The 21,096-nt window shown below is 71.5% G+C and carries 15 protein-coding genes and 1 riboswitch; of the genes, 8 read left to right on the forward strand and 7 right to left on the reverse strand.

The genetic code is table 11. The features are described 5' to 3' along the window. Positions 1-306 precede the first annotated feature (306 nt). Positions 307-397, forward strand: a riboswitch (SAM riboswitch). Between the two features lie 237 nt (positions 398-634). Genes DPQ65_RS13170 through DPQ65_RS13180 form a run of 3 tightly spaced genes read left to right on the forward strand, consistent with a single transcriptional unit; the run spans position 635 to position 2,930 of the window. Continuing rightward, positions 635-1,225, forward strand: coding sequence for a flavin reductase family protein (locus DPQ65_RS13170; RefSeq protein ID WP_114907817.1), 591 nt, complete (start codon positions 635-637; stop codon positions 1,223-1,225). 2 nt (positions 1,226-1,227) lie between these two features. Beyond that, on the forward strand, positions 1,228-2,391 hold the full coding sequence (gene sfnG / locus DPQ65_RS13175) for a dimethylsulfone monooxygenase SfnG (protein ID WP_114907818.1): 1,164 nt from the start codon (positions 1,228-1,230) through the stop codon (positions 2,389-2,391). Continuing rightward, positions 2,391-2,930: an OsmC family protein gene (locus DPQ65_RS13180; protein WP_114907819.1), complete on the forward strand. Its 540-nt coding sequence runs from the start codon at positions 2,391-2,393 to the stop codon at positions 2,928-2,930. The genes sfnG and DPQ65_RS13180 overlap by 1 nt, the downstream gene beginning before the upstream one ends. A gap of 127 nt (positions 2,931-3,057) precedes the next feature. Here the strand turns inward: DPQ65_RS13180 and DPQ65_RS13185 are convergent, their stop codons facing one another. Beyond that, positions 3,058-4,485: a M1 family metallopeptidase gene (locus DPQ65_RS13185; RefSeq protein WP_114907820.1), complete on the reverse strand. Its 1,428-nt coding sequence runs from the start codon at positions 4,483-4,485 to the stop codon at positions 3,058-3,060. A gap of 262 nt (positions 4,486-4,747) precedes the next feature. Between DPQ65_RS13185 and DPQ65_RS13190 the strand changes: the two genes are divergently transcribed. Then, on the forward strand, positions 4,748-5,149 hold the full coding sequence (locus DPQ65_RS13190) for a four-helix bundle copper-binding protein (RefSeq protein WP_114907821.1): 402 nt from the start codon (positions 4,748-4,750) through the stop codon (positions 5,147-5,149). 32 nt (positions 5,150-5,181) lie between these two features. On the opposite strand, the gene DPQ65_RS13195 is transcribed toward DPQ65_RS13190, so the two are convergent. Next, a complete protein-coding gene (locus DPQ65_RS13195; RefSeq protein ID WP_114907822.1) occupies positions 5,182-6,255 on the reverse strand; it encodes a methyltransferase domain-containing protein in 1,074 nt (357 codons plus the stop codon). An 88-nt stretch (positions 6,256-6,343) separates the two neighbouring features. On the opposite strand from DPQ65_RS13195, the gene DPQ65_RS13200 reads away from it, so the two are divergent. Together DPQ65_RS13200 and DPQ65_RS13205 are read left to right on the forward strand one after the other, a co-directional pair. Further along, positions 6,344-9,295: an ATP-binding protein gene (locus DPQ65_RS13200; RefSeq protein WP_162802220.1), complete on the forward strand. Its 2,952-nt coding sequence runs from the start codon at positions 6,344-6,346 to the stop codon at positions 9,293-9,295. A gap of 122 nt (positions 9,296-9,417) precedes the next feature. Then, positions 9,418-12,438, forward strand: a complete 3,021-nt coding sequence (locus DPQ65_RS13205; protein ID WP_114907824.1) for a cell wall-binding repeat-containing protein — start codon at positions 9,418-9,420, stop codon at positions 12,436-12,438. Positions 12,439-12,546: 108 nt separating this feature from the next. Here the strand turns inward: DPQ65_RS13205 and DPQ65_RS13210 are convergent, their stop codons facing one another. After that, entirely contained in the window at positions 12,547-13,020 is a 474-nt protein-coding gene (locus DPQ65_RS13210) for an SRPBCC family protein (RefSeq protein ID WP_114907825.1), read from the reverse strand. 75 nt (positions 13,021-13,095) lie between these two features. Here DPQ65_RS13210 and hrpA point away from each other — a divergent pair, with 75 nt between their 5' ends. Beyond that, positions 13,096-17,100, forward strand: a complete 4,005-nt coding sequence (hrpA, locus tag DPQ65_RS13215) for an ATP-dependent RNA helicase HrpA (protein ID WP_114907826.1) — start codon at positions 13,096-13,098, stop codon at positions 17,098-17,100. Positions 17,101-17,256: 156 nt separating this feature from the next. Continuing rightward, positions 17,257-18,039: a VOC family protein gene (locus DPQ65_RS16400; RefSeq protein WP_114907827.1), complete on the forward strand. Its 783-nt coding sequence runs from the start codon at positions 17,257-17,259 to the stop codon at positions 18,037-18,039. Positions 18,040-18,154: 115 nt separating this feature from the next. Here the strand turns inward: DPQ65_RS16400 and DPQ65_RS13225 are convergent, their stop codons facing one another. The 4 genes from DPQ65_RS13225 to DPQ65_RS13240 all read right to left on the reverse strand — a co-directional run bounded on the left by DPQ65_RS13225 (position 18,155) and on the right by DPQ65_RS13240 (position 21,041). After that, positions 18,155-18,982 (reverse strand): DsbA family protein, encoded by an 828-nt coding sequence (locus DPQ65_RS13225; RefSeq protein WP_114907828.1) that lies wholly within the window; start codon positions 18,980-18,982, stop codon positions 18,155-18,157. 26 nt (positions 18,983-19,008) lie between these two features. Beyond that, positions 19,009-19,602 carry a vitamin K epoxide reductase family protein gene (locus DPQ65_RS13230; protein WP_114907829.1) on the reverse strand — a complete coding sequence of 198 codons (594 nt, stop codon included), beginning with the start codon at positions 19,600-19,602 and terminating at the stop codon, positions 19,009-19,011. Then, entirely contained in the window at positions 19,599-20,249 is a 651-nt protein-coding gene (locus DPQ65_RS13235) for a copper resistance CopC family protein (protein WP_162802221.1), read from the reverse strand. The genes DPQ65_RS13230 and DPQ65_RS13235 overlap by 4 nt, the downstream gene beginning before the upstream one ends. A gap of 183 nt (positions 20,250-20,432) precedes the next feature. Beyond that, positions 20,433-21,041 carry a hypothetical protein gene (locus DPQ65_RS13240; protein WP_114907831.1) on the reverse strand — a complete coding sequence of 203 codons (609 nt, stop codon included), beginning with the start codon at positions 21,039-21,041 and terminating at the stop codon, positions 20,433-20,435. Positions 21,042-21,096 lie beyond the last annotated feature (55 nt).

Consider the following 21,096-nt stretch of genomic DNA (forward strand, 5'->3'; position numbering starts at 1 on the left):
GCTCCTCTTCGAGAGTGCTTTGGAAGGTTCACTCGAAGGATCACACCGGTGGCCGCGCCTACCTCAGCAGGACACGCTCACCGGGGTCGTCGTACACCACTCTGGTGGACTCCACTTGGTGTGCTGACGTGCACCAGCCGACCCATTGGTGTGCTGTGGCGCACCAGCCGACCCACTGGTGTGCTGTGCTGCACCAATGTCACGTCCCCGTGTGGTGGGCATTCCCCTGCTGCCGGCGTGGGAGGATCCTTCGGTGGGCGAGGCATTGGCCTTGACATTCTCGAAGATCCTGTGGTTGTCTTGCGCCACCCATCCAGAGCGGCCGAGAGATCTGGCTCGATGACGCCGCAGCAACCATCCCACCCGGGACAGGTGCTCACGCCAGGATCGATGGAGGAACCGTGCATCAGCGCACCACGCACACCCCGCACCTCCGGCGCACGGTCGACCTGATGCGCCGGGCGGTCAGCGCCTGTCGCCACTGACGCGCTGCCCGCCGCACCTTCCGCGCCACTGAGCGCACCCGTCACACCCGCCCACGGCCCTTCCTGCCGCCACCCAGGCGAAGCAGTCGGCCGCGGCCATCCACGCACTCGCGGTTCGGCATACCCCGGACCCTGCCCACAGGAGAACCATGTCCGCTCAACCGATCACCCGTCCCGCCGTTCCACCCGAGAACGCCGCGGTCAACCTGCGCCACGCCTTCGGCCGCGCCGCCTCCAGCACCTGGGTCGTCACCGGCTCGGGGGAGCGCGGACCGGTCGGGTTCACCGCGATCTCGGTCGCCTCGGTGTCCCTCACGCCGCCGTTGTTGTCCTTCAACATCGCCAAGGACAGTTCGTCGCTGGTGACCATCGCGCACAGCGGCCGAGCCGCCCTGCACCTGCTGGCCGCCGACCAGGAGCCCCTGGCCCAACGCTTCGCCCGCGACCGGAGCAGGCGGTTCGTCGATGACGGCGCCTGGACCTACGACGACCACGGCCTGCCGTCGGTCCACGGCGTCGCCACCCGCCTGGTCACCCGGATCCACGACCTGGTCGACGCCGGCGACAGCTTCGTGGCGATCGCTCGCGTCGAGCACGCGACCACGACCGACCGCCCGCCACTGGTGCACCATGCCGGCGCCTATGGCCCGCTGGCCGCGTCGACCGCCTCACAGCGTGCGGTCACCCGCGCCGCCACCCCACCCACGGCGACGCAGCCCCCCACGACCCCAGGAGTATGACCATGACGACCCACGACACCGACACCACCACCGAGGACCTGTCCTTCGCCTACTGGGTGCCGAACGTCTCCGGCGGCCTGGTGGTCTCCACCATCGAGCAGCGGACGAACCACACGCCGGACTACAACCGCGAGGTCGCGCAGACGGCTGAGCGCGTCGGCTTCGACTATGCCCTGACGCAGGTGCGCTACCTGGCCTCCTACGGCGCCGACGCGCAGCACGAGTCGGTCTCCTTCTCCCTCGGGCTGCTCGCGGCGACCGAGCGGCTCAAGGTCATCGCCGCGGTGCACCCGGGCCAGTGGCCGCCGGCGATCCTGGCCAAGCTGGGGGCGACCGCGCAGGAGCTGCACGGCAACCGGTTGGCGCTCAACGTGGTCTCCGGCTGGTTCAAGCGCGAGTACACCGACCTCGGCCTGCCCTGGCTGGACCACGAGGAGCGCTACCGCCGCGCGGAGGAGTTCATCGAGGTGCTGCGCGGGCTGTGGACGCAGGACGGGTTCACCTACCGCGGCGACTTCTATCGCACCCGCGACGTGACCTTCCGGCCGCAGCCGAAACTGCAGCCGGAGGTCTTCCAGGGCGGCAACTCCACGTCCGCCCGGGCGATGGCGGGCCGCCTGTCGGACTGGTACTTCATGAACGGCAACACCCTCGAGGGCGCCGCCGAGCAGGTCCAGGACGTCGCCGCTCAGGGCGCCGCACACGGTCGGCGGGTCCGGTTCGGGCTCAACGGGTTCGCCGTCGTGCGCGACACCGAGGCCGAGGCACGGGAGGTGGTCGAGGAGATCATCGCCAAGGCCGACGCCGACAAGGTCAACGACTTCGGCAACGCGGTCAAGCAGGCCGGTGCCGCGACCGCCGACCGGAAGGGGATGTGGGCCGACAGCGAGTTCAAGGACCTGGTGCAGTACAACGACGGCTTCCGCACCGGTCTGATCGGCACCCCCGAGCAGGTCGCCCGCCGTATCGTTGACTACAAGCGGGTCGGCGTCGACCTGCTGCTGCTCGGCTTCCTGCACGTGCGCGAGGACGTCGAGCGGTTCGGGACCGAGGTGATCCCGCGGGTGCGTGAGCTCGAGCGCGAGGCGGGCCTGGTGCCGAACGACCTGGCCCAGGCCCCGGTGCCGGCCGGCACCGACGGTGCACCAGAGGAGGAGGTGGCCTGATGACGGAAGACGCACAGGTGGGACTTGACGTGACGGCTGCTGCCGCCGCCCTGCGGGAGCGGCAACGGCCGATCAAGACCGGCTACAAGCAGGACCCCGGGTCCGCCCTGGTCATCAGCACGGCCACGGCACAGGTCGACCAGGCGGGTCTGACCGCCACCGTGCCGACTTGGGCCGGTGACGTGGCCGCCGGCCTGCACCCTGCTGCCGGCGGCGACGGCAGCCAGGCCTGCTCGGCCGACATCGTGCTGCAGGCGCTTGTGGCCTGCGCCGGCGTCACGCTGTCGTCGGTCGCGACCGCGCTGGGCGTGCAGCTGCGCTCGGCCACCGTCACGGCGAACGGCACGTGGGACGCGCGAGGCACGCTGGGCGTGGACCGCGACGCCCCGGTGGGGCTGACCGGCGTCGAGCTGATCTTTGATCTTGACACCGATGCCGATGAGGAGAAGGTCGCGCGCCTGCTGGAACTGACCGAGCGCTACTGCGTGGTCGCCCGGACGCTGCAGGAGCCGCCGCCGCTCACGGTCCGCCGCGCCTGAGAAGACGACACCGCAGCGCCCTGGCGACCGCCTGAGGCCCTGTCGACCGTCTGAGAGCGCCTCCGGCTTCTTCGAGCCTGTCGCGGCAGGCTCGAAGAATCCGCATGCGCTCTCAGTGGGCAGCGGCTCACCAGTCGGTCGGCTTCACCGGCTCAAAGAGCCACACCTGGAAGAACGCGTCCAGGTCCTGCCCGGAGACCTCCTCTGCGAGCGCGATGAAATCGGCCGTCGTGGCGGTGCCGCCGCCGTACTGCTCGACCCAGGTCTTGGCCAGCTCGAAGAAGGCGTCGTCGCCGATCTCGACCCGCAGCGCGTGCAGGGTCGCTGCGCCACGGTCATAGATGGCACCACAGAACAGGCACAACGGACCCGGGTCGGCGATCACGACATTCCAGAAGCCGTTGTCCGCGGGGATGCTCATCACGTCCTCGAAGCTCTGTTGGGCGGTGTCGCGGCCCTGCTCCTCGCTCCACATCCAGGAGGCGTAGGACGCCCAGCCCTCGTTGAGCCAGATGTCGGCCCACCGTCCCGGGCTGACGTGGTTGCCCATCCACTGGTGGGCGAGCTCGTGTGCGACGGTGCCCTCGCGGGCGGTGCGGCTGAAGAACGACCGGGTCTGGGTCTCCAGGGCGTAACCCACGGAGTCGTCATCGACGATGGCTCCGTAGGAGTTGAACGGGTAGGGCCCGAAGGCCTCCTCGAAGAAGACGAGCATGTCGCTGGTGAGCGCCAGGCTGGCCGAGTTGGCCGGCGGAAGCGCTGGATCCACGGCGTCGATGATCGGGGTGCCGTTGGCGGCGACATAGGAGTTGAGCTCGAAGTCACCGACCGTGGCGGTGGCCAGGTAGGCCGCCATCGGGTCCGGCGCGTCCCACGTCCAGGTCGTCCAACCGTCGTTGGTCTCTGAGCTCTCCAACAGGCCGTTGGCCACGGCCACCGACCCCTCGGGAACGGTGATCTCGTAGGCGTAGGTCGCCTTGTCGGTCGGGTGGTCGCTGACCGGGAACCAGGTTGCCGACCCGTCCGGCTCGCTGACCACCATGGCGCCGTCCCGTGTGGTCACCCACCCGTAGAGGGCGCCCTCGATGTCGGTGGGCCGGGTCGTCGTGCCGCCGTAGGTGATCTCGACGGTGACCTCGTCGCCGGTCTTCAGCTTGGGTCGCGGGCTGATCCGCAGCTCGTTCTCGACCTGGTCGAAGCTCATCGGCTTGCCGTCCACGACCACCTCGGTCGCGGTCATGCCGCGCAGGTCGAGGTTGAACCGGTGCAGGTCCTGGGTGGCCCGCAGCTCGATCGTGGCGACCCCGTCCAGCTGACCCTCCAGCGGGGCCGGCTCGGGCTCGGGCAGCTGGTAGGTCAGGTCGAGGTCATAGTGCAGCACGTCGATGCCGCCGTTGCCCGCGAGCGGGAAGTAGGGGTCGCCGGCACCCTCATCGCCCTCGGAGTAGCGCGGCTCGCCCGGTCGGTCGGGGGCCGCACCGGCGAGAGCGGGGGTCAGTGTGAGCGCGAGGGCGGCGACGCCACCGAGCGCGAGACGGGTGGGTGAGGTGTTCATCAGGACTCCCTTGTCGACTCGAGGAACCTGACCGACGCTAGTCCTCCCAGCGGTCCGGCGCTACACCATCGCGCAGGCTGCGGGCCATGGGGATGGCGGAGGGGATGGCCGTGGGCGGAGGGGATGGCCCTGGGTGAGGGGGATCCTGCCCAGGCGATGGAGCACGGTGTGCTCTCGGACTGCACCGCGGGGTGCCGGTGCCTAGCGTGGGGACGGTCGGCGGGTCCGACCGGCCCCGCCCGCTCTCGAGGAAGGGACCGCCATGAGGACCGTGGAGATGATGGACACCTATCCGGCCACGATCACCGTCGACCGGGCGCTGCTGGCCAGCGCCGTGGACGACATCGTCGAGTGCGCGCAGGCGTGCACCGCCTGCGCCGACGCCTGCCTGAGCGAAGAGATGGTCGGCGAGCTGCGCACCTGCATCCGCACCAACCTGGACTGTGCCGACATCTGTGAGGCCACGGCCCGCGTGCTGTCGCGGCACACCGGCTATGACGCCAACATCACGCGGACCCAGCTCCAGGCGTGCGCGCAGGCCTGTCACTCGTGCGGCGACGAGTGCGAGTCCCACGCGGCACGGCACGAGCACTGCAAGCTGTGCGCAGACGCGTGCCGCGACTGCGAGGCCGCCTGCCGCCGCGTGCTCGAGGCCATCGCCTGACGAGCGGCTCGAGGCCATCGCCTGACGAGTGACTAGGGGCGGGCCTCGAGCACCATGTTGAAGTCGTTCTCGGCGGCCCGCCGGATGGTGCGGTAGCCGGCCTCGGAGAGCACCTCACGCAGCGCCGCCTCACCGGCCAGCGCGCCGAGCGCCCGGCCGACCGGCTGGGACAGCGAGTTGGCGGTGCACAGGAAGGTCGAGGCGGCGTAACCGAGGGCGGCCACCGGGACGGTCGCCAGCGTGCTGGCCAGGTCGTCGCCCGCTCGGGGCTCCACCAGCACCAGCGTGCCGTCGGCCGCCAGGGAGCGCCGCGCGTGCGTGGCGGCGCCGACCGGGTCGCCCAGATCGTGGAAGGCGTCGAAGAACATCACTACATCGACGTCGCGGTCGGGGTATCCCTGGCAGAAGTTGACCTCGAAGCGCACCCGGTCGCTGACGCCCGCCTCGGCCGCCCGCTGCCGGGCCGTGTCGACCGAGGCCGGGTGCACGTCATAGCCGACGAACTGCGAGTTCGGGTAGGCCTCGGCGAGCAGCAGCAGGGGAGCGCCGTGCCCGGTGCCGATGTCAAGGACGCGTGCGCCTGCCTGCAGCTTCTCGTGGACGCCGTCCAGGGCCGGGATCCACTCGGCGACCAGGCTGTTGCGGTAGCCGACGCGGAAGAACCGCTCGGCTCCCTCGAACGTGGTGGGATCCTGGTCTCCCCACGCGATGCCCTCCCCGCTGCGGAAGGCCTCGACGAGCTGGTCGGTCCGGCGGTGCAGGCCGCTGATCTGCGGTGCTGCGCCGATCATCGACGCCGGCGAGTCGTCCGAGGCCAGCACGGCGGCGTGCTCCGGTGGCAGGGTGAAGGTCTGGTCGGCCGGGTCATAGGACAGGATGCCGACCGCGGCCTGCTGGGCCAGCCACTCCCGCACGTACCGCTCTGCGGTGCCGGTGGCTCCGGCGAGCTGCGCGGAGGTGACTGGTCCGCTCGCTGCCAGTGCGGCATACAGGCCGGTGCGGTCGCCGACCACCATCATCGCGGTCGTCGCGCCGCCAGCCAGCAGCGCGCCCACCTGTTGGGCGAATGCGCCGACCTTCTCCAGATCAAGTGTTGCAGTGCTCATGGTTCCTCCTGGTTGGGGTGAGGCCGCCAGCGTGCTCCGGGAGGGATTCACGGGGGTTTCACGCGGGAGTCGGGCACACTGGTGGCAGATGCCTGACCTGCGCGTGGGTGTGCTCGGCACGCTCGAGGTCCACGTCGACGGGCACCCGCGGGTCGTCCCCCCGGGCCGTCAACGGGCCGTGCTGACCTGCCTGCTGGCCCGCGCCGGCCAGCCCGTCTCGGCGGAGGCGCTCATCGACGCGGCGTGGGGCACCGACCGGCCGCAGAACCCGCCCAAGGCGCTGCGCACCGTCCTGTCCAGGCTCCGCGCGGTGCTGGGCCAGGACGCCATCACGCTGGGCCCGGCGGGCTATCAGCTCCGCGTCGACGCCCTCGACTGCGACGAGTTCGAGGCCCTGCTGGACCGGTCCAGATCCGCCCCACCGCACCAGGCCAGGGAGCTGCTGGAGCAGGGGCTGGCGCTGTGGCGGGGACCGGCCTACGGCGAGTATGCCGACGCCTCCTTCGCCACGTCCCGCGCCCAGTCGCTGGAGCAGGCACGGATGGATGCGATCGAGGAGCACGCGGCCGCCCTGCTCCAGACCGGCGAACCGTCGGCCACGGTCCCGGACCTGCAGGACCTGCTCGCCGAGCAACCCTTCCGCGAGCGGGCGGTGGAGCTGCTGGTGACGGCGCTGTACCACGCCGGCCGGCAGACCGAGGCCCTGGAGCGGCTGCGGACCTTCCGCGCGCAGCTCCGGTCCGAGCTGGGGCTGGATCCCTCACCCGCGCTGACGGCCCTGGAGTCGCGGATCCTCGGCCACGCGCTGGCACCGGTGCGGGCGGCGGAGCCCGCGCTGCCGGAGTGGCTGGACACCTCGACGGCGTTCATCGGTCGGGAGGACGAGCTCGCCGACGTGCTGGCAGCGGTCTCCACGAGCCGGGTCACCGTCGTCACCGGCCCGGGAGGGGTCGGCAAGTCCCGGCTGGCGGCCGAGGCTCTCGGAGGCCTGCACCAGAGCCTGGGTCTGCCGGTCGCCGTGGTGGAGCTGGCCCCGGTCGTCCCGGGCCGGGTGACGCTGACCCTCATGGACCTGCTCGGTCTGCGGCCGACCGGGGCAGGGGCCGGCACTCCGGAGACCGACGTCGACGGCGCGTCGGACGCCCGACCTCGTGCCGGTGCCGACTCGGCCGTGGGGGACCTGGTGGAGTACCTCGGCGCCGTGCCCCACCTGCTGATGCTCGACAACTGCGAGCACGTCCTGAACGAGCTGACCCCGGTGGTCTCGGAGATCGCCAGCCGCTGCCGCGACGTGCGCGTGCTGGCCACCAGCCGGCGCCGACTGGGCGTGGCCTCCGAGCAGGTGCTCCCTCTGGCCCCGCTCGGGACGCCGGACGCGACGGAGAGTCTCGGTCGGCAGGGGTCGGCTGGCTCCGTCCGGCTGTTCGGGGACCGGGTCCGCCGGCTGCGGCCGGCCTTCGCGCTGACCGCCGACAACCTCCCCGAGGTCGCCGAGCTGTGCCGGCGCTGCGAGGGGCTCCCGCTGGCGCTCGAGCTCGCGGCCTCCCGCACCGCCCGGTCCGGCGTCGGCGAGGTGCTCCGCAGGCTGCCGACCGATGCCGTCGGGGAGACCGGAGGGCTCTGGTCCGTGGTCGCCTGGTCCGACGGGCTGCTCGCGCCGGACCAGCAGCGCCTGCTCGACTGCCTCACCGTGTTCGCCGACGACTTCACCGCACCGGACGTGGCCAACGTGGTATCGCGGCTCCCGGGGTGGACCGGCGACCCGGCACCGGCGCTCGCTGAGCTGGTCGAGTCCTCGCTGGTCGTCCCGCGCGACGCCACCGGCGAGCCCCGCTACGGGCTGCTGGAGATGGTGCGGGCCTTCGCGGCCCGTCGGCTGCAGGAGTCGGGACGCGCGGAGGAGGTCGGGGCCGCCCACGGTGCCTGGGTGCGCGAGCTGGTGACGGGGATCCGGCAGGACTGGACCCGGCTCGACGGCGCCGTCGTGGGTGCCCGGCTCTCCGCCGCCAGCAGCGAGGTCACCGGTGCGCTGCGCCGGGCACTGGAGGCCGGGCAGCTCGTCCTGGCCGCGGACATCTCCCACGCCGTCGCGCGCTGCCTGCACTGGACGCCCGGACTGGAGCTGCGCGACCTGATGATCGAGGTGGGGGAGCGGTGCGCCCAGACGCCCGGACCCGAGGTCGCCGGTGGTGTCGCGGCTGCGGCGTTCGGCCACGCCGAGCGGGGCGACCCCGCACGGGCCCGCGCGCTCGCCACCGCCGCGCTGGACATGAGCCGTGAGTCCGACGCAGCAGCGATGGCCCACCTCGCACTGGCGGTGGCGGCGATGTATGCCGGGGAGCTGGCCGACTCCGCCCGCTGGTTCCGCGGTCTGGCCGCCGACCCCGCGCTCCTCGGCGAGGCGAACACGTCGCTGGCGCTGATCGCCTGCTACTGCGATGACCTCGTGGGCGCGCGGGAGCACGCGCAGATCGCGCTCGCCGCCGGGTCGACCGGCAGCGACGCCTCCCACGCCTTCGCCCGGTATGCGGCGGGCGAGGTCGCGGCGCGGACGGACCCGACGACGGGGGTCCAGCTGCTCACGGCGGCGGCCGCCGAGGCCGACCGGGTCGGCGCCGAGCAGGTCAGCCGGGTCGCCCGGGTCGCCCTGTTCGCCCTGCTGGTGCGCGCCGGCCGGGACGAGGAGGCGGCTGCCCTCGGGCTCCGGGTCTGCGCCGACCTGCGCCGGCTGGGGGCCTGGACCCAGTCCTGGACGCTGGTGCGGATGCTCGCCGAGCTGGTCGCCGAGGCGGGACGGTGGTCGGACGCGGCCTTCCTCCTCGGTGCCGCCGCGGGCGCTGCGGGAGCACCACCGCCGGTGGGACAGGACATCCAGCGGTATGCCGAGTTGCAGGCGACCCTGTCGGCTCACCTGGGCACGCGCGTCGTGGAGCAGATCCTGGCGCTGGCCGCGGCCACGCCCCGCGCCCAGGTCCTCAGCCGCGCCGAACGGCTCCTCGCAGAGCTGTCCACCGCCCGGCCAGCCTCGGCAAGTCAGTGATTGGGAAACCTTGACCAGTGCGGTCCGGGACCGACAGTATGGACGGATCCAACCCCAGCGTCGTCGTTCGGCCAGCAGGTGTGGCTCGACGACAGGCGCTCACAACCTGTCGGAGGATCGCAATGACGCGACGCACCCTTGTTTCAGTTCTGGCGGCGGCCGCCCTGGTGGCCGGCCCGCTGGCCGTGGCCTCACCCGGGGACGGTGCTCCACCAGGTAGTGCCGCCGACGAGGCCGAGGCGCTGCAGCTCCCGGAGGGCGAACAGGCCCTGCTGCGGCTGGAGCTGCCGGACCGGCAGGCCCTGGACCAGCTGGTGGCCGACGGTGCCGACATCGCCTCCATCCCGGCGGCCTCTCCGGAGGCCCGCGGTGACCGGGTCCTGGTCGACCTGGTGCTCAGCGGCGCCGAGCTCGAGGAGCTGCAGGCCCAGGGCGCCACCGTCCTGCAGGTCATCCAGCGCGAGGGCGACGCCGCCCGACACTTCGAGGCCAGCCGCGAGGCGGCCGAGCGCGCGCACCAGTCCGGGCTGAGCAGTCCCACGGCGGATGCCGAGCCCCAGGACACCCTGAGCTTCGACCAGGCCTACTGGTGGACCCAAGGTGACCAGACCTTCCTGCAGGTGCAGGTGTCCACGAGCGCGGCCGCGGACCCCGACGTGGAGATCACCGTCGACTGGGAGACCGCCGGCGACAGCGGCAGCTTCGACCTCTTCCGCTACGAGGACGCGGGGCAGTACCTCTACCACTTCCACCAGCCCGAGGCCCTGCCGGACACCCCGCTGAGCCTGACCGCCACCTCCAGCGAGGGCGGCACGGCCAGCGGCCTGCCGACGCCGTGGCCGGGCAGCACGCCGCCGGAGATGCCCGATGACTACCAGCAGGACTTCATCGACGCCTACATGACGCCGGCCGACATCGACGAGCGGATGGACCGGCTCGCCCAGCAGTATCCCGACCTCGTCGAGATCATCGAGCTGCCCAACCAGACCCACGGTTACAACCGCACCGCCAAGGCCTACGTCGGGGACCCCGAGGGAGCCTCCATCGTGGTCGAGTCCGTCGAGTCCGGTGCCTCCGGGATGAACGGCACCGAGGTCAGCCTGGTCGACCCGGGTGCCCCCGACCAGCCGCTCAGCGGCGAGTATGCCGAGGGCACGCTGACCATCTCCCTGGCCACTGACGCGATGGGTCAGGTGACCAGCACGACCGAGGAGGTGTCGGCATACATCAACGAGCAGTTCTCCGAGACCTTCAGCGCCTTCGTGGCGGACGGGTCGGAGGGCCAGACGATGGCACCGGTCGAGGAGGTCGGGCTGGACGACGGCCTGGATGCCTCGCACCTCAACCCCGAGGGCGCCACCGTGAGGGCGCTGCGCATCGGCGAGCACCGCGACGGGTCCCGGCCGGGTGTCTACACCTACAGCCAGGAGCACGCCCGCGAGTGGGTCACGCCACTGGCGAACATGGAGTTCGCCGAACGGATGCTGGCCAACTCCGCCACCGACGCGGAGACCGCCGCGCTGCTGGAGCAGGTCGAGATCTTCGTGCTGCCGGTCGTCAACCCGGACGGCGCGAACTACTCTTTCTACGACTACAACTGGCAGCGCAAGAACCTCTCCGACCACTGCGAGGGAGGCAGCCGCGCACCGGTCTATGAGGACAACTGGGGCGTGGACGTCAACCGCAACTACGCGGTCGGGTCGTTCTTCGACGGCTATGTCGGCGGCTCGGACAACTGCCTGTCCGGGGTCTACTCCGGCACCGAGGAGCTGTCCGAGGCGGAGTCCCGCAACGTGACGGCGATCGCCGAGATGTTCCCGAACATCACCCACGCGATCAACGTGCACAGCTACGGCGGCTACTTCATGTGGTCCCCGGGTGCCTACAAGGCCGAGGGCCGCGAGCCGCTGCCCGTGCCGACCCCGGAGGTCGCTGAGGACTTCATGAACGCCGCCCAGAAGATCGTTGGCGCGATCAGCCAGCACCGCGGCACGATGACCTGGCCGTCCAAGACCGGCCCGGTGGTCGATGTCCTCTACAGCGCCGCCGGCAACTCCGGTGACCACCTGTTCTACGAGCACGACATCTATGCCTGGGACTTCGAGGTCGGCAACGACCTGTGGAACGAGGAGGCCCAGCGCTGGGAGGGCGTCGGCTTCCAGCCACCTTTCGAGGAGGCGCACGCCGAGTCCCAGGAGTATGCCGCGGGGCTGGTCGAGCTGGTCCGCATCGCCGCGGACGAGGCGCCGGTGCACCGCCTGGCCGGCGAGGACCGGTACAGCACGGCCGTCGCCATCGGCCAGGAGGCCTTCCCGGAGAGCCAGACCGCGGTGCTGGTCAGCGGCGCCGCGGAGAGCATGGTCGACGGGCTGGTCGCCGGACCCCTGGGGTATGACATGGAGGCTCCGGTCCTGCTGACCCGACCCGACAAGCTGTCCGACGCCGTGGCCCAGGACCTGGCTGACCGTGAGGTCACCAACGTGGTCGTGGTCGGCGGACCCACCGCTGTCGATGAGTCCGTCGTGGACGAGGTGGAGGACATGGGCATCGACGTCGAGCGGGTCGCCGGCGAGAACCGGTATGCCACAGCCGTCGCGGTCGCAGCCGAGCTGGGCGCCGGCGGTGAGGTCGTGGTCTCCTCCGGTCAGGAAGGACGGCTCGTGGACGCGCTCGCGGTCTCCGGATCCGCGGCTGCCAGTGGCACCCCGGTGCTGCTGGTCCAGCAGGAGCACGTGCCGAATGTCACCGCAGGTGCGCTGGAGGGCTACTCCTCCTCACTGGCGATCGGTGGGCCGCTGGCCATCTCCGAGGACGTGCTGGACCTCCTGCCGGATGCCGAGCGCATCGCGGGCGAGGACCGGTACTCCACAGCCACCGCCATCGCCGACCACTATGTCGGCGAGGGCATGGACGCCACCTCGGTGGCGGTCAGCTCCGGTGCCGACCTCAACCTGGTCGACGCACTGCCCGGCGGCACGCTGGGTGAGGTCATCCTGCTCGCGCAGACCGAACGGCTGCCGAACGTGACGACCTCCTGGCTCGAGGGCTCGGCCGAGACCGAGCACGCCTGGGTGCTGGGCGGTGAGATCGCGCTGACCGAGGCAGTGGCTGACGCCCTGCGTGAGTTGCTCGCCACCGAGTGACCGCTGGCTGACTGTCGCACGGACACGTGCACGGGGACTACCCAAGGATCTTGAGGTCCTTGGGTAGTTCTCGTGCACGTGCCGCTGTCGTGCGTGACCGGGTGATCGTCAGGCACCACTGGAGCGGTCTTGCTCGGCACGCGATGCCAGCTGCTGAAGTGAGGCCTCGAGCTCTCGTGAGGTCGTGGCTCGTGCACGAGCCAGACGCGCGGGGTCGGTCAACCGACTCCAGTCATACGTGTGGGTCACTGCCGTGCGTGCCGCGTCGAGCGGTTCGAGCTCCCACCGCCACAGGTGGCCCGGTGGCTCCTGCCCAGGGACGGCCGGGCGCCAGGCGATGAGCCGGCCCTCCTCGAACTCCACGACGTGGTTCTCCCGGTCCTGGCCGTTGGTGAGCCTCGTCGTGAAGGTGGCACCCACGGACCGCACTCGCTGACCGGGGGCGGCAGACTCCAAGTTGTCGTTGCCGTCCCAGTCGGGCTGACGGGACGGGTCAGCGATGAGGTCAAAGATCGCGTCTGCTGCTGCGGCGATCTCGCGGGTGGCGCTCGTGATGCGGGCAATGTCCTCGGGGGCAGTCATGTCTGTAGTCAAGCACTCACGGTCCGGACGGCAACCCGCGTGCATTTCGGGCGGCGATTTGTGACGATGTCTCCCATGTCCTCCGAGCGCGTCACCCCACCTCGGCGTGCGCGCGACCAGCAGGGCAGGCGGCAGCGGCAGCAGGGGACCCAGGAACGGCGTGGTGGCCCCCAGCGCGGACGGCCGGGAGGGCGTCGACCGCGGCAGGAGCCCAGCCCGCAGCAGCGTGCCGAGCGGCTCGAGTCCCGCCGGGCGATGCTGCCGGCGAAGGTCAACTACCCGCCGGACCTGCCGGTCGTCGAGCGGCGCGAGGACATCGCGGCGGCGGTCCGCGACCACCAGGTGGTGATCGTCGCCGGAGAGACCGGCTCCGGCAAGACCACGCAGCTGCCCAAGATCTGCCTGGAGCTCGGTCGGGGGATCGAGGGCACGATCGGTCACACCCAGCCCCGCCGGATCGCGGCGCGCTCCGTGGCCGAACGGATCAGCGAGGAGCTGGGCGTCGAGCTCGGCAGCACGGTCGGCTACCAGGTGCGCTTCACCGACCGGTCGACCAAGGACACGCTGGTCAAGGTGATGACCGACGGCATCCTGCTCTCGGAGCTGCAGCGGGACCGCGACCTGCGCCGCTATGACACCCTCATCATTGACGAGGCGCACGAGCGCAGCCTCAACATCGACTTCATCCTGGGCTACCTCAAGCAGCTGCTGCCCCGGCGTCCGGACCTGAAGGTGATCATCACCTCGGCCACCATCGACGTGCAGCGCTTCGCCGAGCACTTCGCCGACGCCGACGGCCGACCCGCCCCGGTCGTGGAGGTCACCGGCCGCAGCTACCCCGTGGAGGTCCGGTTCCGGCCGCTGACCCGCCCCGGCCCGCCGGGCAAGGACGGCGTCCCCCGCGACGTCGAGATCGACCAGGTCACCGGCGTCTGCGAGGCCGTCGAGGAACTGTGGACCGAGGACCCCGGTGGGGGACCGGCCGACATCCTGGTCTTCTGTTCGGGGGAGCGGGAGATCCGCGACGTCGCCGACGCCCTGGACGGCATGAACCTGCCGGCCACCGAGGTGCTGCCGCTCTATGGCCGACTGTCCGCCGCCGAGCAGCACCGCGTCTTCAGCCGGCACTCCGGGCGCCGGATCGTGGTGTCCACCAACGTCGCCGAGACCTCGCTGACCGTGCCGGGCATCCGCTACGTCATCGACACCGGCACCGCCCGGATCTCGCGCTACTCCCAGCGGCTGAAGGTGCAGCGCCTGCCGATCGAGCCGATCAGCCAGGCCAGCGCCAACCAGCGCTCCGGCCGCTGCGGGCGCCTCGCGGACGGCATCGCGATCCGGCTCTACTCCGAGGAGGACTTCGCGGCCCGCCCCGAGTTCACCGAGCCGGAGATCCTGCGCACCAACCTGGCCTCGGTCATCCTCCAGATGACCAGCCTGGGTCTGGGCGACATCGGCCGGTTCCCCTTCCTGGAGCCGCCGGACTCCCGACAGATCGCCGATGGTGTCCGCCTCCTGGACGAGCTCCAGGCGATCGACCCCGACGCGCCGGCGCACCTGCCCCGCAAGCGGCTCACGCCCTACGGCCGCGCGATCGTGGCGCTGCCGGTCGACCCGCGGCTGGCCCGGATGGTGATCGAGGCCGAGCGCAACGGCGCCCTGCGTGAGGTGCAGGTCATCGTCTCCGCGCTGTCCATGCAGGATCCGCGCGAGCGGCCGGCCGACAAGCAGGCGCAGGCAGACCAGTCACACGCCCGGTTCAAGGACGAGGACTCCGACTTCCTGACGCTGCTCAACCTGTGGCGCTATCTCAAGGAGCAGCAGAAGGCCCTGTCGGGCAGCGCGTTCCGGCGCATGTGCAAGCGGGAGTACCTGCACTACCTCCGGGTGCGGGAGTGGCAGGACCTGCACACCCAGCTCAAGGCGGCCACCAAGTCGCAGGGGCTGCAGCCCAACAGCAACGAGGCCTCCGGCGACCAGGTGCACCAGTCGCTGCTGGCCGGGCTGCTCTCGCACGTCGGTCTCTATGACCGGGACAAGCGGGAGTATGCCGGGGCGCGCGGGGCGCGCTTCGTCATCCAGCCCGGTTCGGTGCTGCACCGCAGGAACCCGGACTGGGTGATGACCGCCGAGCTGGTCGAGACCACCCGGCTCTGGGCGCGGGTCAACGCACCGACCGACCCGGCGTGGGTCGAGCGCGCGGCCGCCCACCTGGTCAAGCGCTCCTACTCCGAGCCGCGCTGGTCCCGCAGCCGGGCCTCGGCCGTGGCGACCGAGCGCGTCACCCTCTACGGTGTCCCGCTGGTCGCCGACCGCAACGTCGCCTACGGCCGGATCGACCCTGAGGTGGCCCGCGACCTGTTCATCCGGCACGGGCTGGTTGAGGGCGACTGGGACACCCGGCACGACTTCTTCCACGCCAACCGCCGCCTGATCCGCGACCTCGGCGAGCTCGAGGCCCGGGCACGCCGCCGCGACATCCTGGTGGATGACGAGACCCTGGTCGACTTCTATGAGGCGCGGATCCCGGCCGAGGTCGTCTCGGGAGCGCACTTCGACACCTGGTGGAAGCAGGCGCGCCGCGAGGACGCCCACTTGCTGACCTTCACCGAGGACCTGTTGGTCAGCGACGACGCCTCGCTGGTCAGTGACCAGGACTATCCGGGCACCTGGCGCCAGGGCGAGCTGGAGCTCGCCGTCACCTACCAGTTCGAGCCGGGTTCCGGCTCGGACGGCGTGACGGTGCACATCCCGATCGAGGTGCTCAACCGGGTGCGTCCGGACGGCTTCGACTGGCAGGTGCCGGGCCTGCGCGAGGAGCTGGCCACCGCTCTGGTGAAGTCGCTGCCCAAGGACATCCGCCGCAACTTCGTGCCCGCCCCGGACCACGCCCGCAGGGCACTGGCCGCCATCGGCGAGCCGCGCGATGAGCAGGAGACCCTCGTCGAGGCCCTGGCCGACGAGCTCACCGCCCGCAGGGTGGTGCCGGTCGCACCCTCGGACTTCGACCCGACCCGGGTGCCGGACCACCTCCGGGTCACCTTCGCCGTCGAGCGCACGACCCGGCGCACGGGTCGGGGCCGACCACGCGTCGAGCTGCTGGGGGAGGGCAAGGACCTGGCCGCCCTCCAGGCCGAGCTCGCCCCCGCCGTGCGCACCACGATGTCCCGCGCCGCAGCCAGCATCGAGAAGACGGGACTGACCTCGTGGACCCAGGCACTCGGCATACTGCCGGAGACCTTTGAGCAGCAGGTGGCGGGCAAACCTGTCGTCGGCTATCCCGCGCTGGTCGACACCGGTGCGGCGGTCGACGTGCGCGTGCTGGGGACGGCCTCCGAGGCGGACCGGGCCACGCGCGTCGGGGTGCGACGGCTGCTGCTGCTCGGCACGACCCCGCCGTGGAAGCGGCTGCTCGCGCTGCTGACCAACGCCCAGAAGCTCTCGCTCGGGCACAACCCGCACGGGTCGGTGCCGCTGCTGCTGGAGGACGCCCTGGCGTGCGCGGTCGACTCGGTCGTGACCGAGATGCCCGGTGCCCGGGTGCGCACACCGGAGGAGTTCGACCGCGCGCTGGCCACGGTGAAGCAGCAGGCCGTCCCGCGCGTGCTGCAGGTCGTGGAGAGCCTGGCCCCGATCCTGGACACCGCCCGCACCGTCTCGCTCGGGCTGCAGCGCCTGGCCGCTCCGGCCGCCGCGGACCTGGCCACTGACCTGCGCGCACAGCTGGACGCGCTGATCCGGCCGGGCTTCGTCGCCGACACCGGCTATCACCGGCTGCCCCACCTGCGGCGCTATCTGGCGGCGATGGCCGAGCGCCTCGAGAAGGGCGCGCAGGACCTGGCCAAAGACCGCGACCGGATGGCGACGGTCCACACCGTCGAGGGGGAGTATGCCGAGTTCCTGGCCAACCTCCCGCCGCACCGTCGGGCCGACGAGGACGTGGTGGACATCGGGTGGCTGCTGCAGGAGCTGCGGGTCAGCCTGTTCGCCCAGCGTCTCGGCACCCCACAGCCGGTGTCGCCCAAGCGGATCTACGCCGCGATGGACCGTGCCGAGGACGCCACGCCCACACGGCGCTAAGCCACTGGCCAGGGCCTCGCCCGGCCTCGTCCGCCGTGTCGCCGTGTTGTCGTGGCGCGCCCATGCGCCGAGCACGGATCGATGAGTTCGACGCGAGCTTCTGGTCACCCCTAGCAGGACGCCCGGCCGGGCGTCCGTGACAGAGGGAGTGATCACATGACCACGCTGGGGAGCGCCATGCTCGGGACGCGCGACGTGGAGCGGCTGCACCGGTGGTACACCACGGTGCTGCCACCGGACAGCGACGACGTCCAGGGCGACTACCGGATCCTGGGCTATGGCGGGTTCTATCTGTTCCTTGACGCCCGGGACGACGTGCAGGAGGCCCACCCGGACCCGGCACGGACGCTGCTCAACTTCGACGTGGACGACGCCCGGGCCGCGGCGGAGCGGATGGAGGCGGCCGGCAGCACCTGGGTGGCGCCGCTGGAGGACCGCGACGGCAGCCTGTTCGCCACCGTGCAGGACCCGGACGGCAACTATGTGCAGCTGATCCAGCTCAGCCCGGAGCACCTCGCCGAGATGCAGGCCAACCAGACCGGGACCCGACCCCCGGTCGGCATGGTCGTCGGGGAGGCCTTCAGCGGGTTCTCGGTCGACGACCTCGAGGCGGCCCGGACCTTCTATGCCGATGTGCTGGGTCTGCGGGTGAGCAGCTCGCCGGAGCCGATGCCGATGCTCAGCCTGGACGCCGGTGGCCGCAAGATCCTGGTCTACGCCAAGGGAGCGGACCACCGCCCGGCGACCTACACGGTCCTCAACCTGCCCGTCCTGGACGTGGAGGCGGCGGTGCGGGACCTCGCGAGCCGGGGAGTGCAGTTCCTGCACTACGACGCGATGCAGCAGGACGAGCTGGGCATCCACCGCGGCGGGGGTCCGCTGATCGCCTGGTTCACCGACCCGGCCGGCAACGTGTTTGGCGTGCTGGAGCGCGGCTGAGTCGACCGGTCGCGAGCGCATCGGACCCTGCTGAACGCATGCGCGCTGGCCGGATGGCCGGGGCGGGGCAGGACCGTGGGGGCAGCGGCGGGGTGCGCCCCGCCGCTGCGCCGGCTCAGCGGTGCTGCTCGATGAAGGTGCCCAGCTCGTCGGGGTTCTCGATGCTGCCGTTGTAGACCTGCCCGTCCACCAGGACCGTCGGGGTGCCGAACCGGCCGGAGGGCCCGGCGAGCGCGGGGTCGGACAGGGCACGGTCGGTCGACTCCCGGACCCAACCGGCAAACTCCTCCTCCAGGATGCAGCCCCGGACCGCCGAGGAGTCGGCCCCCGCGTCGGCGACCGCGCCGGTCAGCACCTCGTCGTTGACGCCGCCCTGTGCCGCGGTCTGCTGCAGGTCGAACAGGCCCTGCGTGACGTCCAGCAGCGCCTCCGGCTGGTGCTCGGCGACGCACACGGCGGCGTTGGCCGCGCGGCTGGAGAAGTTCGTGCCCTGGCTGGCGTTGTCCATCAGGGCCACCGGGTGGACCGCCAACGAGATGGTGCCCGACTCCAGCCCATCGGTGAGGAAGGGCAGGTTGGCCTGCTCGAAGGTCAGGCAGTGCGGGCACTGGAAGTCGATGTAGGTGCTGACCTGCGGGACGTCTCCGGCCGTCGTGCCGGCGTCGTCCGCGGTGGCGGACGCCGCGTCCCCGCCGGCCACCTCGCCACCGGGGTCCAGCACGATGCCGCCGTCGTCGGTCACCGTCGTCGGGGTCGCGCTGGAGGTGCCGCCCTGGTTGAGCGCGATCGCGGCCACGACCGCGACCACCACCAGGACCGCCACCCCGATGAGGGATCGGAACACGACCTTCATCCGCTGGTCCCGCGCGGCCGCGTGCTGTTGCTGCTGCCGCACCCGCTCACGGGCGGACTGCTGCTGTGCCTTGTTCTTCTTCTGTGCCATGAGGATCTCCTTGGTATGCCGAGGTGTCAGAGGTAGCGCAGGACGTCCAGCCGGAGCTGGGCCAAGAGCGCGATGATCAGGTAGCAGGTCAGGATCAGGGGGACGAGCCAGGTCAGCAGGTAGGACCCCGCTCGGCGGAGGCCGTCGCCGAACACCCCGGCGGCCGCGTTGCGCAGTGTCAGGGCCAGGAAGAGCGGGATCATCACCGCCCAGACGACCATGCACCAGGGGCACAGAGTGCCCAGGACGTAGATGCTCTGCCCGATCAGCCAGAGCACGAACGCCATGCCACCGGTGACGCCCAGCTGGAACAGCAGCCAGAACCACCGGGCGAACCGGGCACCGGCCAGCAGCGCCACCCCGACCGCGACGGGGGCCACGAAACCGGCCAGGCCGAGCAGCGGGTTGGGGAAGCCGAAGGCCGCGCCCTGGTCCGAGGCCAGGTTCGCCCCGCACTGCACGACGATGCTGAAGTCACAGCCCAGGACCGCGTCGGCGTCGTCGAGGGTGGCGAACTTGGCCAGCACCAGCTCGAACGAGGCCCACAGCCCGAGCAGGCCGGCCACGACCAGGAAGGGGGCCAGCAGACGACGGTCGCTGCGGCCGGTGCCCGAGCTCACGAGTCGGTGCCCCGCCGCCGCACTGCGGCGAGCGCCCCCAGTCCGATGAGGACGACGACGCCGAGGACGATTGCCACCCACGGCACATCCGAGTCGTCGCCTGAAGTGGTGGACTCCGTCTCCGCGTCACTCGCCGCGGTCTCGGGTGCCTCGGTGGTCTGGGCGACCTCGCTCTCGCTGGACTCGTTGTCCGCGTCCTCACTGACGGGTGCCTCCGTGGAGGTGGACTCCTCCGTGGCCGGGTCGGAGCTGGACGGTGCCGCGGGCTCGGTGGTGGGCTCGGCTGCCTCGACGGTGAACGGGATCGACCCCGAGATGGGGTGACCGTCCGAGGAGGAGACCCGCCACTGGATCTCGTAGGCGCCGCCGGGCATGCCCTCGGTGAGCGGGGCAGTGACGGACTGGCCGTCGATGACCGGCTCGCCGGCCTCCCAGGTGCCTCCGTCGTCGTCGAGCACGGTGACGACGGCACCCAGCTCGAGCACTTCGCCGGAGAAGGTGAGGTGCACCTCGGACGGCGGGCTGGACAGCTCCTCGCCGGCGGCGGGGCTGCTGTCCGTGAGCTGGTCATGGGCCTGGGCCGCGCTGCCGGCGCCGAGCAGCATCGCGCCGGCCACGAGCAGGGTGAGCAGAGCGCGCCAACTCACGCGCAGGGATGTGGTGAGCACAGATGTGGTGGGCAGGGATGTGGTGTGCAGGGTTGTGCTGTGCATTGCTGATGTCCTCTGGGCAGGCCTCCACCCGCTGGATGTCACACCTGGACACCCACGGTGCGGAGACGTCGGAAGGCGCCGGCGATCCGGGCACCGTGAGGCACCGGGTCGGCGACGCTAGGAAGTGAGAGCGATCAGCGCTGCGGGCGGACCCCGGCGCGCCAGGGAGGCGCGGACCAGGAGGCGGACGATCGGCACCCAGGCCCGCTCGTCGATCAGCGGGGCCGGCGCAGGAGTCGGGCGTGCAGGCAGGGAGCAGACCGCGCGCAGGGATCGCCACTGCAGGCGCCGCACCGCCCTCCCGATCTGCACGAGGATCAGCTCCCCGTGGCGCAGTGCAGCCGCGGTCAGCAGGGTGGCGGCCACGTGGGCCAGGACCATCCACACGGAGGTGGCGGTCTCGTCCACCGGCGAGCTCATCGCGTGGTGCGCGTGCGCGCCCGCATCGGACTGTCCGGCGCCGAGCATGAACAGGTTGTGGAAGAGCACCTGGCTCGCCCCGACCGAGAGCAGCAGGCGCACCGCCGGCAGGCGCACGCCGGCGAGCAGGATGCACACACCGAGGGACAGCAGCAGGGGAAGAGCCAGGCCCGGCAGCGCGGGCATCCCGCCGCCGGCCATCAGGTGGAAGATCAGGGCCAGGCCCGTGGAGACGACGGCGGCCAGACCGCCGCGAATCAGCGCACGCCGCTGGGCCGGGGCCCAGGGATTGTGCGCCACGTCCATGGCGCCATGGTAGGCACGGCCCCTGGGAAGTTGCTCCATCCCTGCCGCCCGCCCG

The organism is Ornithinimicrobium murale, assembly GCF_003352835.1.
Classification (GTDB): domain Bacteria; phylum Actinomycetota; class Actinomycetes; order Actinomycetales; family Dermatophilaceae; genus Ornithinicoccus; species Ornithinicoccus muralis.

What these genes read in the sequence shown, in the direction of transcription:
- DPQ65_RS13170 (WP_114907817.1), top strand. Translation starts at nt 635, where the DNA reads ATGTCCGCTCAACCGATCACCCGTCCCGCCGTTCCACCCGAGAACGCC.
- DPQ65_RS13180 (WP_114907819.1), top strand. Translation starts at nt 2,391, where the DNA reads ATGACGGAAGACGCACAGGTGGGACTTGACGTGACGGCTGCTGCCGCC.
- sfnG (WP_114907818.1), top strand. Translation starts at nt 1,228, where the DNA reads ATGACGACCCACGACACCGACACCACCACCGAGGACCTGTCCTTCGCC.
- DPQ65_RS13185 (WP_114907820.1), bottom strand. Translation starts at nt 4,485, where the DNA reads ATGAACACCTCACCCACCCGTCTCGCGCTCGGTGGCGTCGCCGCCCTC.
- hrpA (WP_114907826.1), top strand. Translation starts at nt 13,096, where the DNA reads ATGTCCTCCGAGCGCGTCACCCCACCTCGGCGTGCGCGCGACCAGCAG.
- DPQ65_RS13205 (WP_114907824.1), top strand. Translation starts at nt 9,418, where the DNA reads ATGACGCGACGCACCCTTGTTTCAGTTCTGGCGGCGGCCGCCCTGGTG.
- DPQ65_RS16400 (WP_114907827.1), top strand. Translation starts at nt 17,257, where the DNA reads ATGACCACGCTGGGGAGCGCCATGCTCGGGACGCGCGACGTGGAGCGG.
- DPQ65_RS13240 (WP_114907831.1), bottom strand. Translation starts at nt 21,041, where the DNA reads ATGGACGTGGCGCACAATCCCTGGGCCCCGGCCCAGCGGCGTGCGCTG.
- DPQ65_RS13200 (WP_162802220.1), top strand. Translation starts at nt 6,344, where the DNA reads ATGCCTGACCTGCGCGTGGGTGTGCTCGGCACGCTCGAGGTCCACGTC.
- DPQ65_RS13210 (WP_114907825.1), bottom strand. Translation starts at nt 13,020, where the DNA reads ATGACTGCCCCCGAGGACATTGCCCGCATCACGAGCGCCACCCGCGAG.
- DPQ65_RS13225 (WP_114907828.1), bottom strand. Translation starts at nt 18,982, where the DNA reads ATGGCACAGAAGAAGAACAAGGCACAGCAGCAGTCCGCCCGTGAGCGG.
- DPQ65_RS13195 (WP_114907822.1), bottom strand. Translation starts at nt 6,255, where the DNA reads ATGAGCACTGCAACACTTGATCTGGAGAAGGTCGGCGCATTCGCCCAA.
- DPQ65_RS13190 (WP_114907821.1), top strand. Translation starts at nt 4,748, where the DNA reads ATGAGGACCGTGGAGATGATGGACACCTATCCGGCCACGATCACCGTC.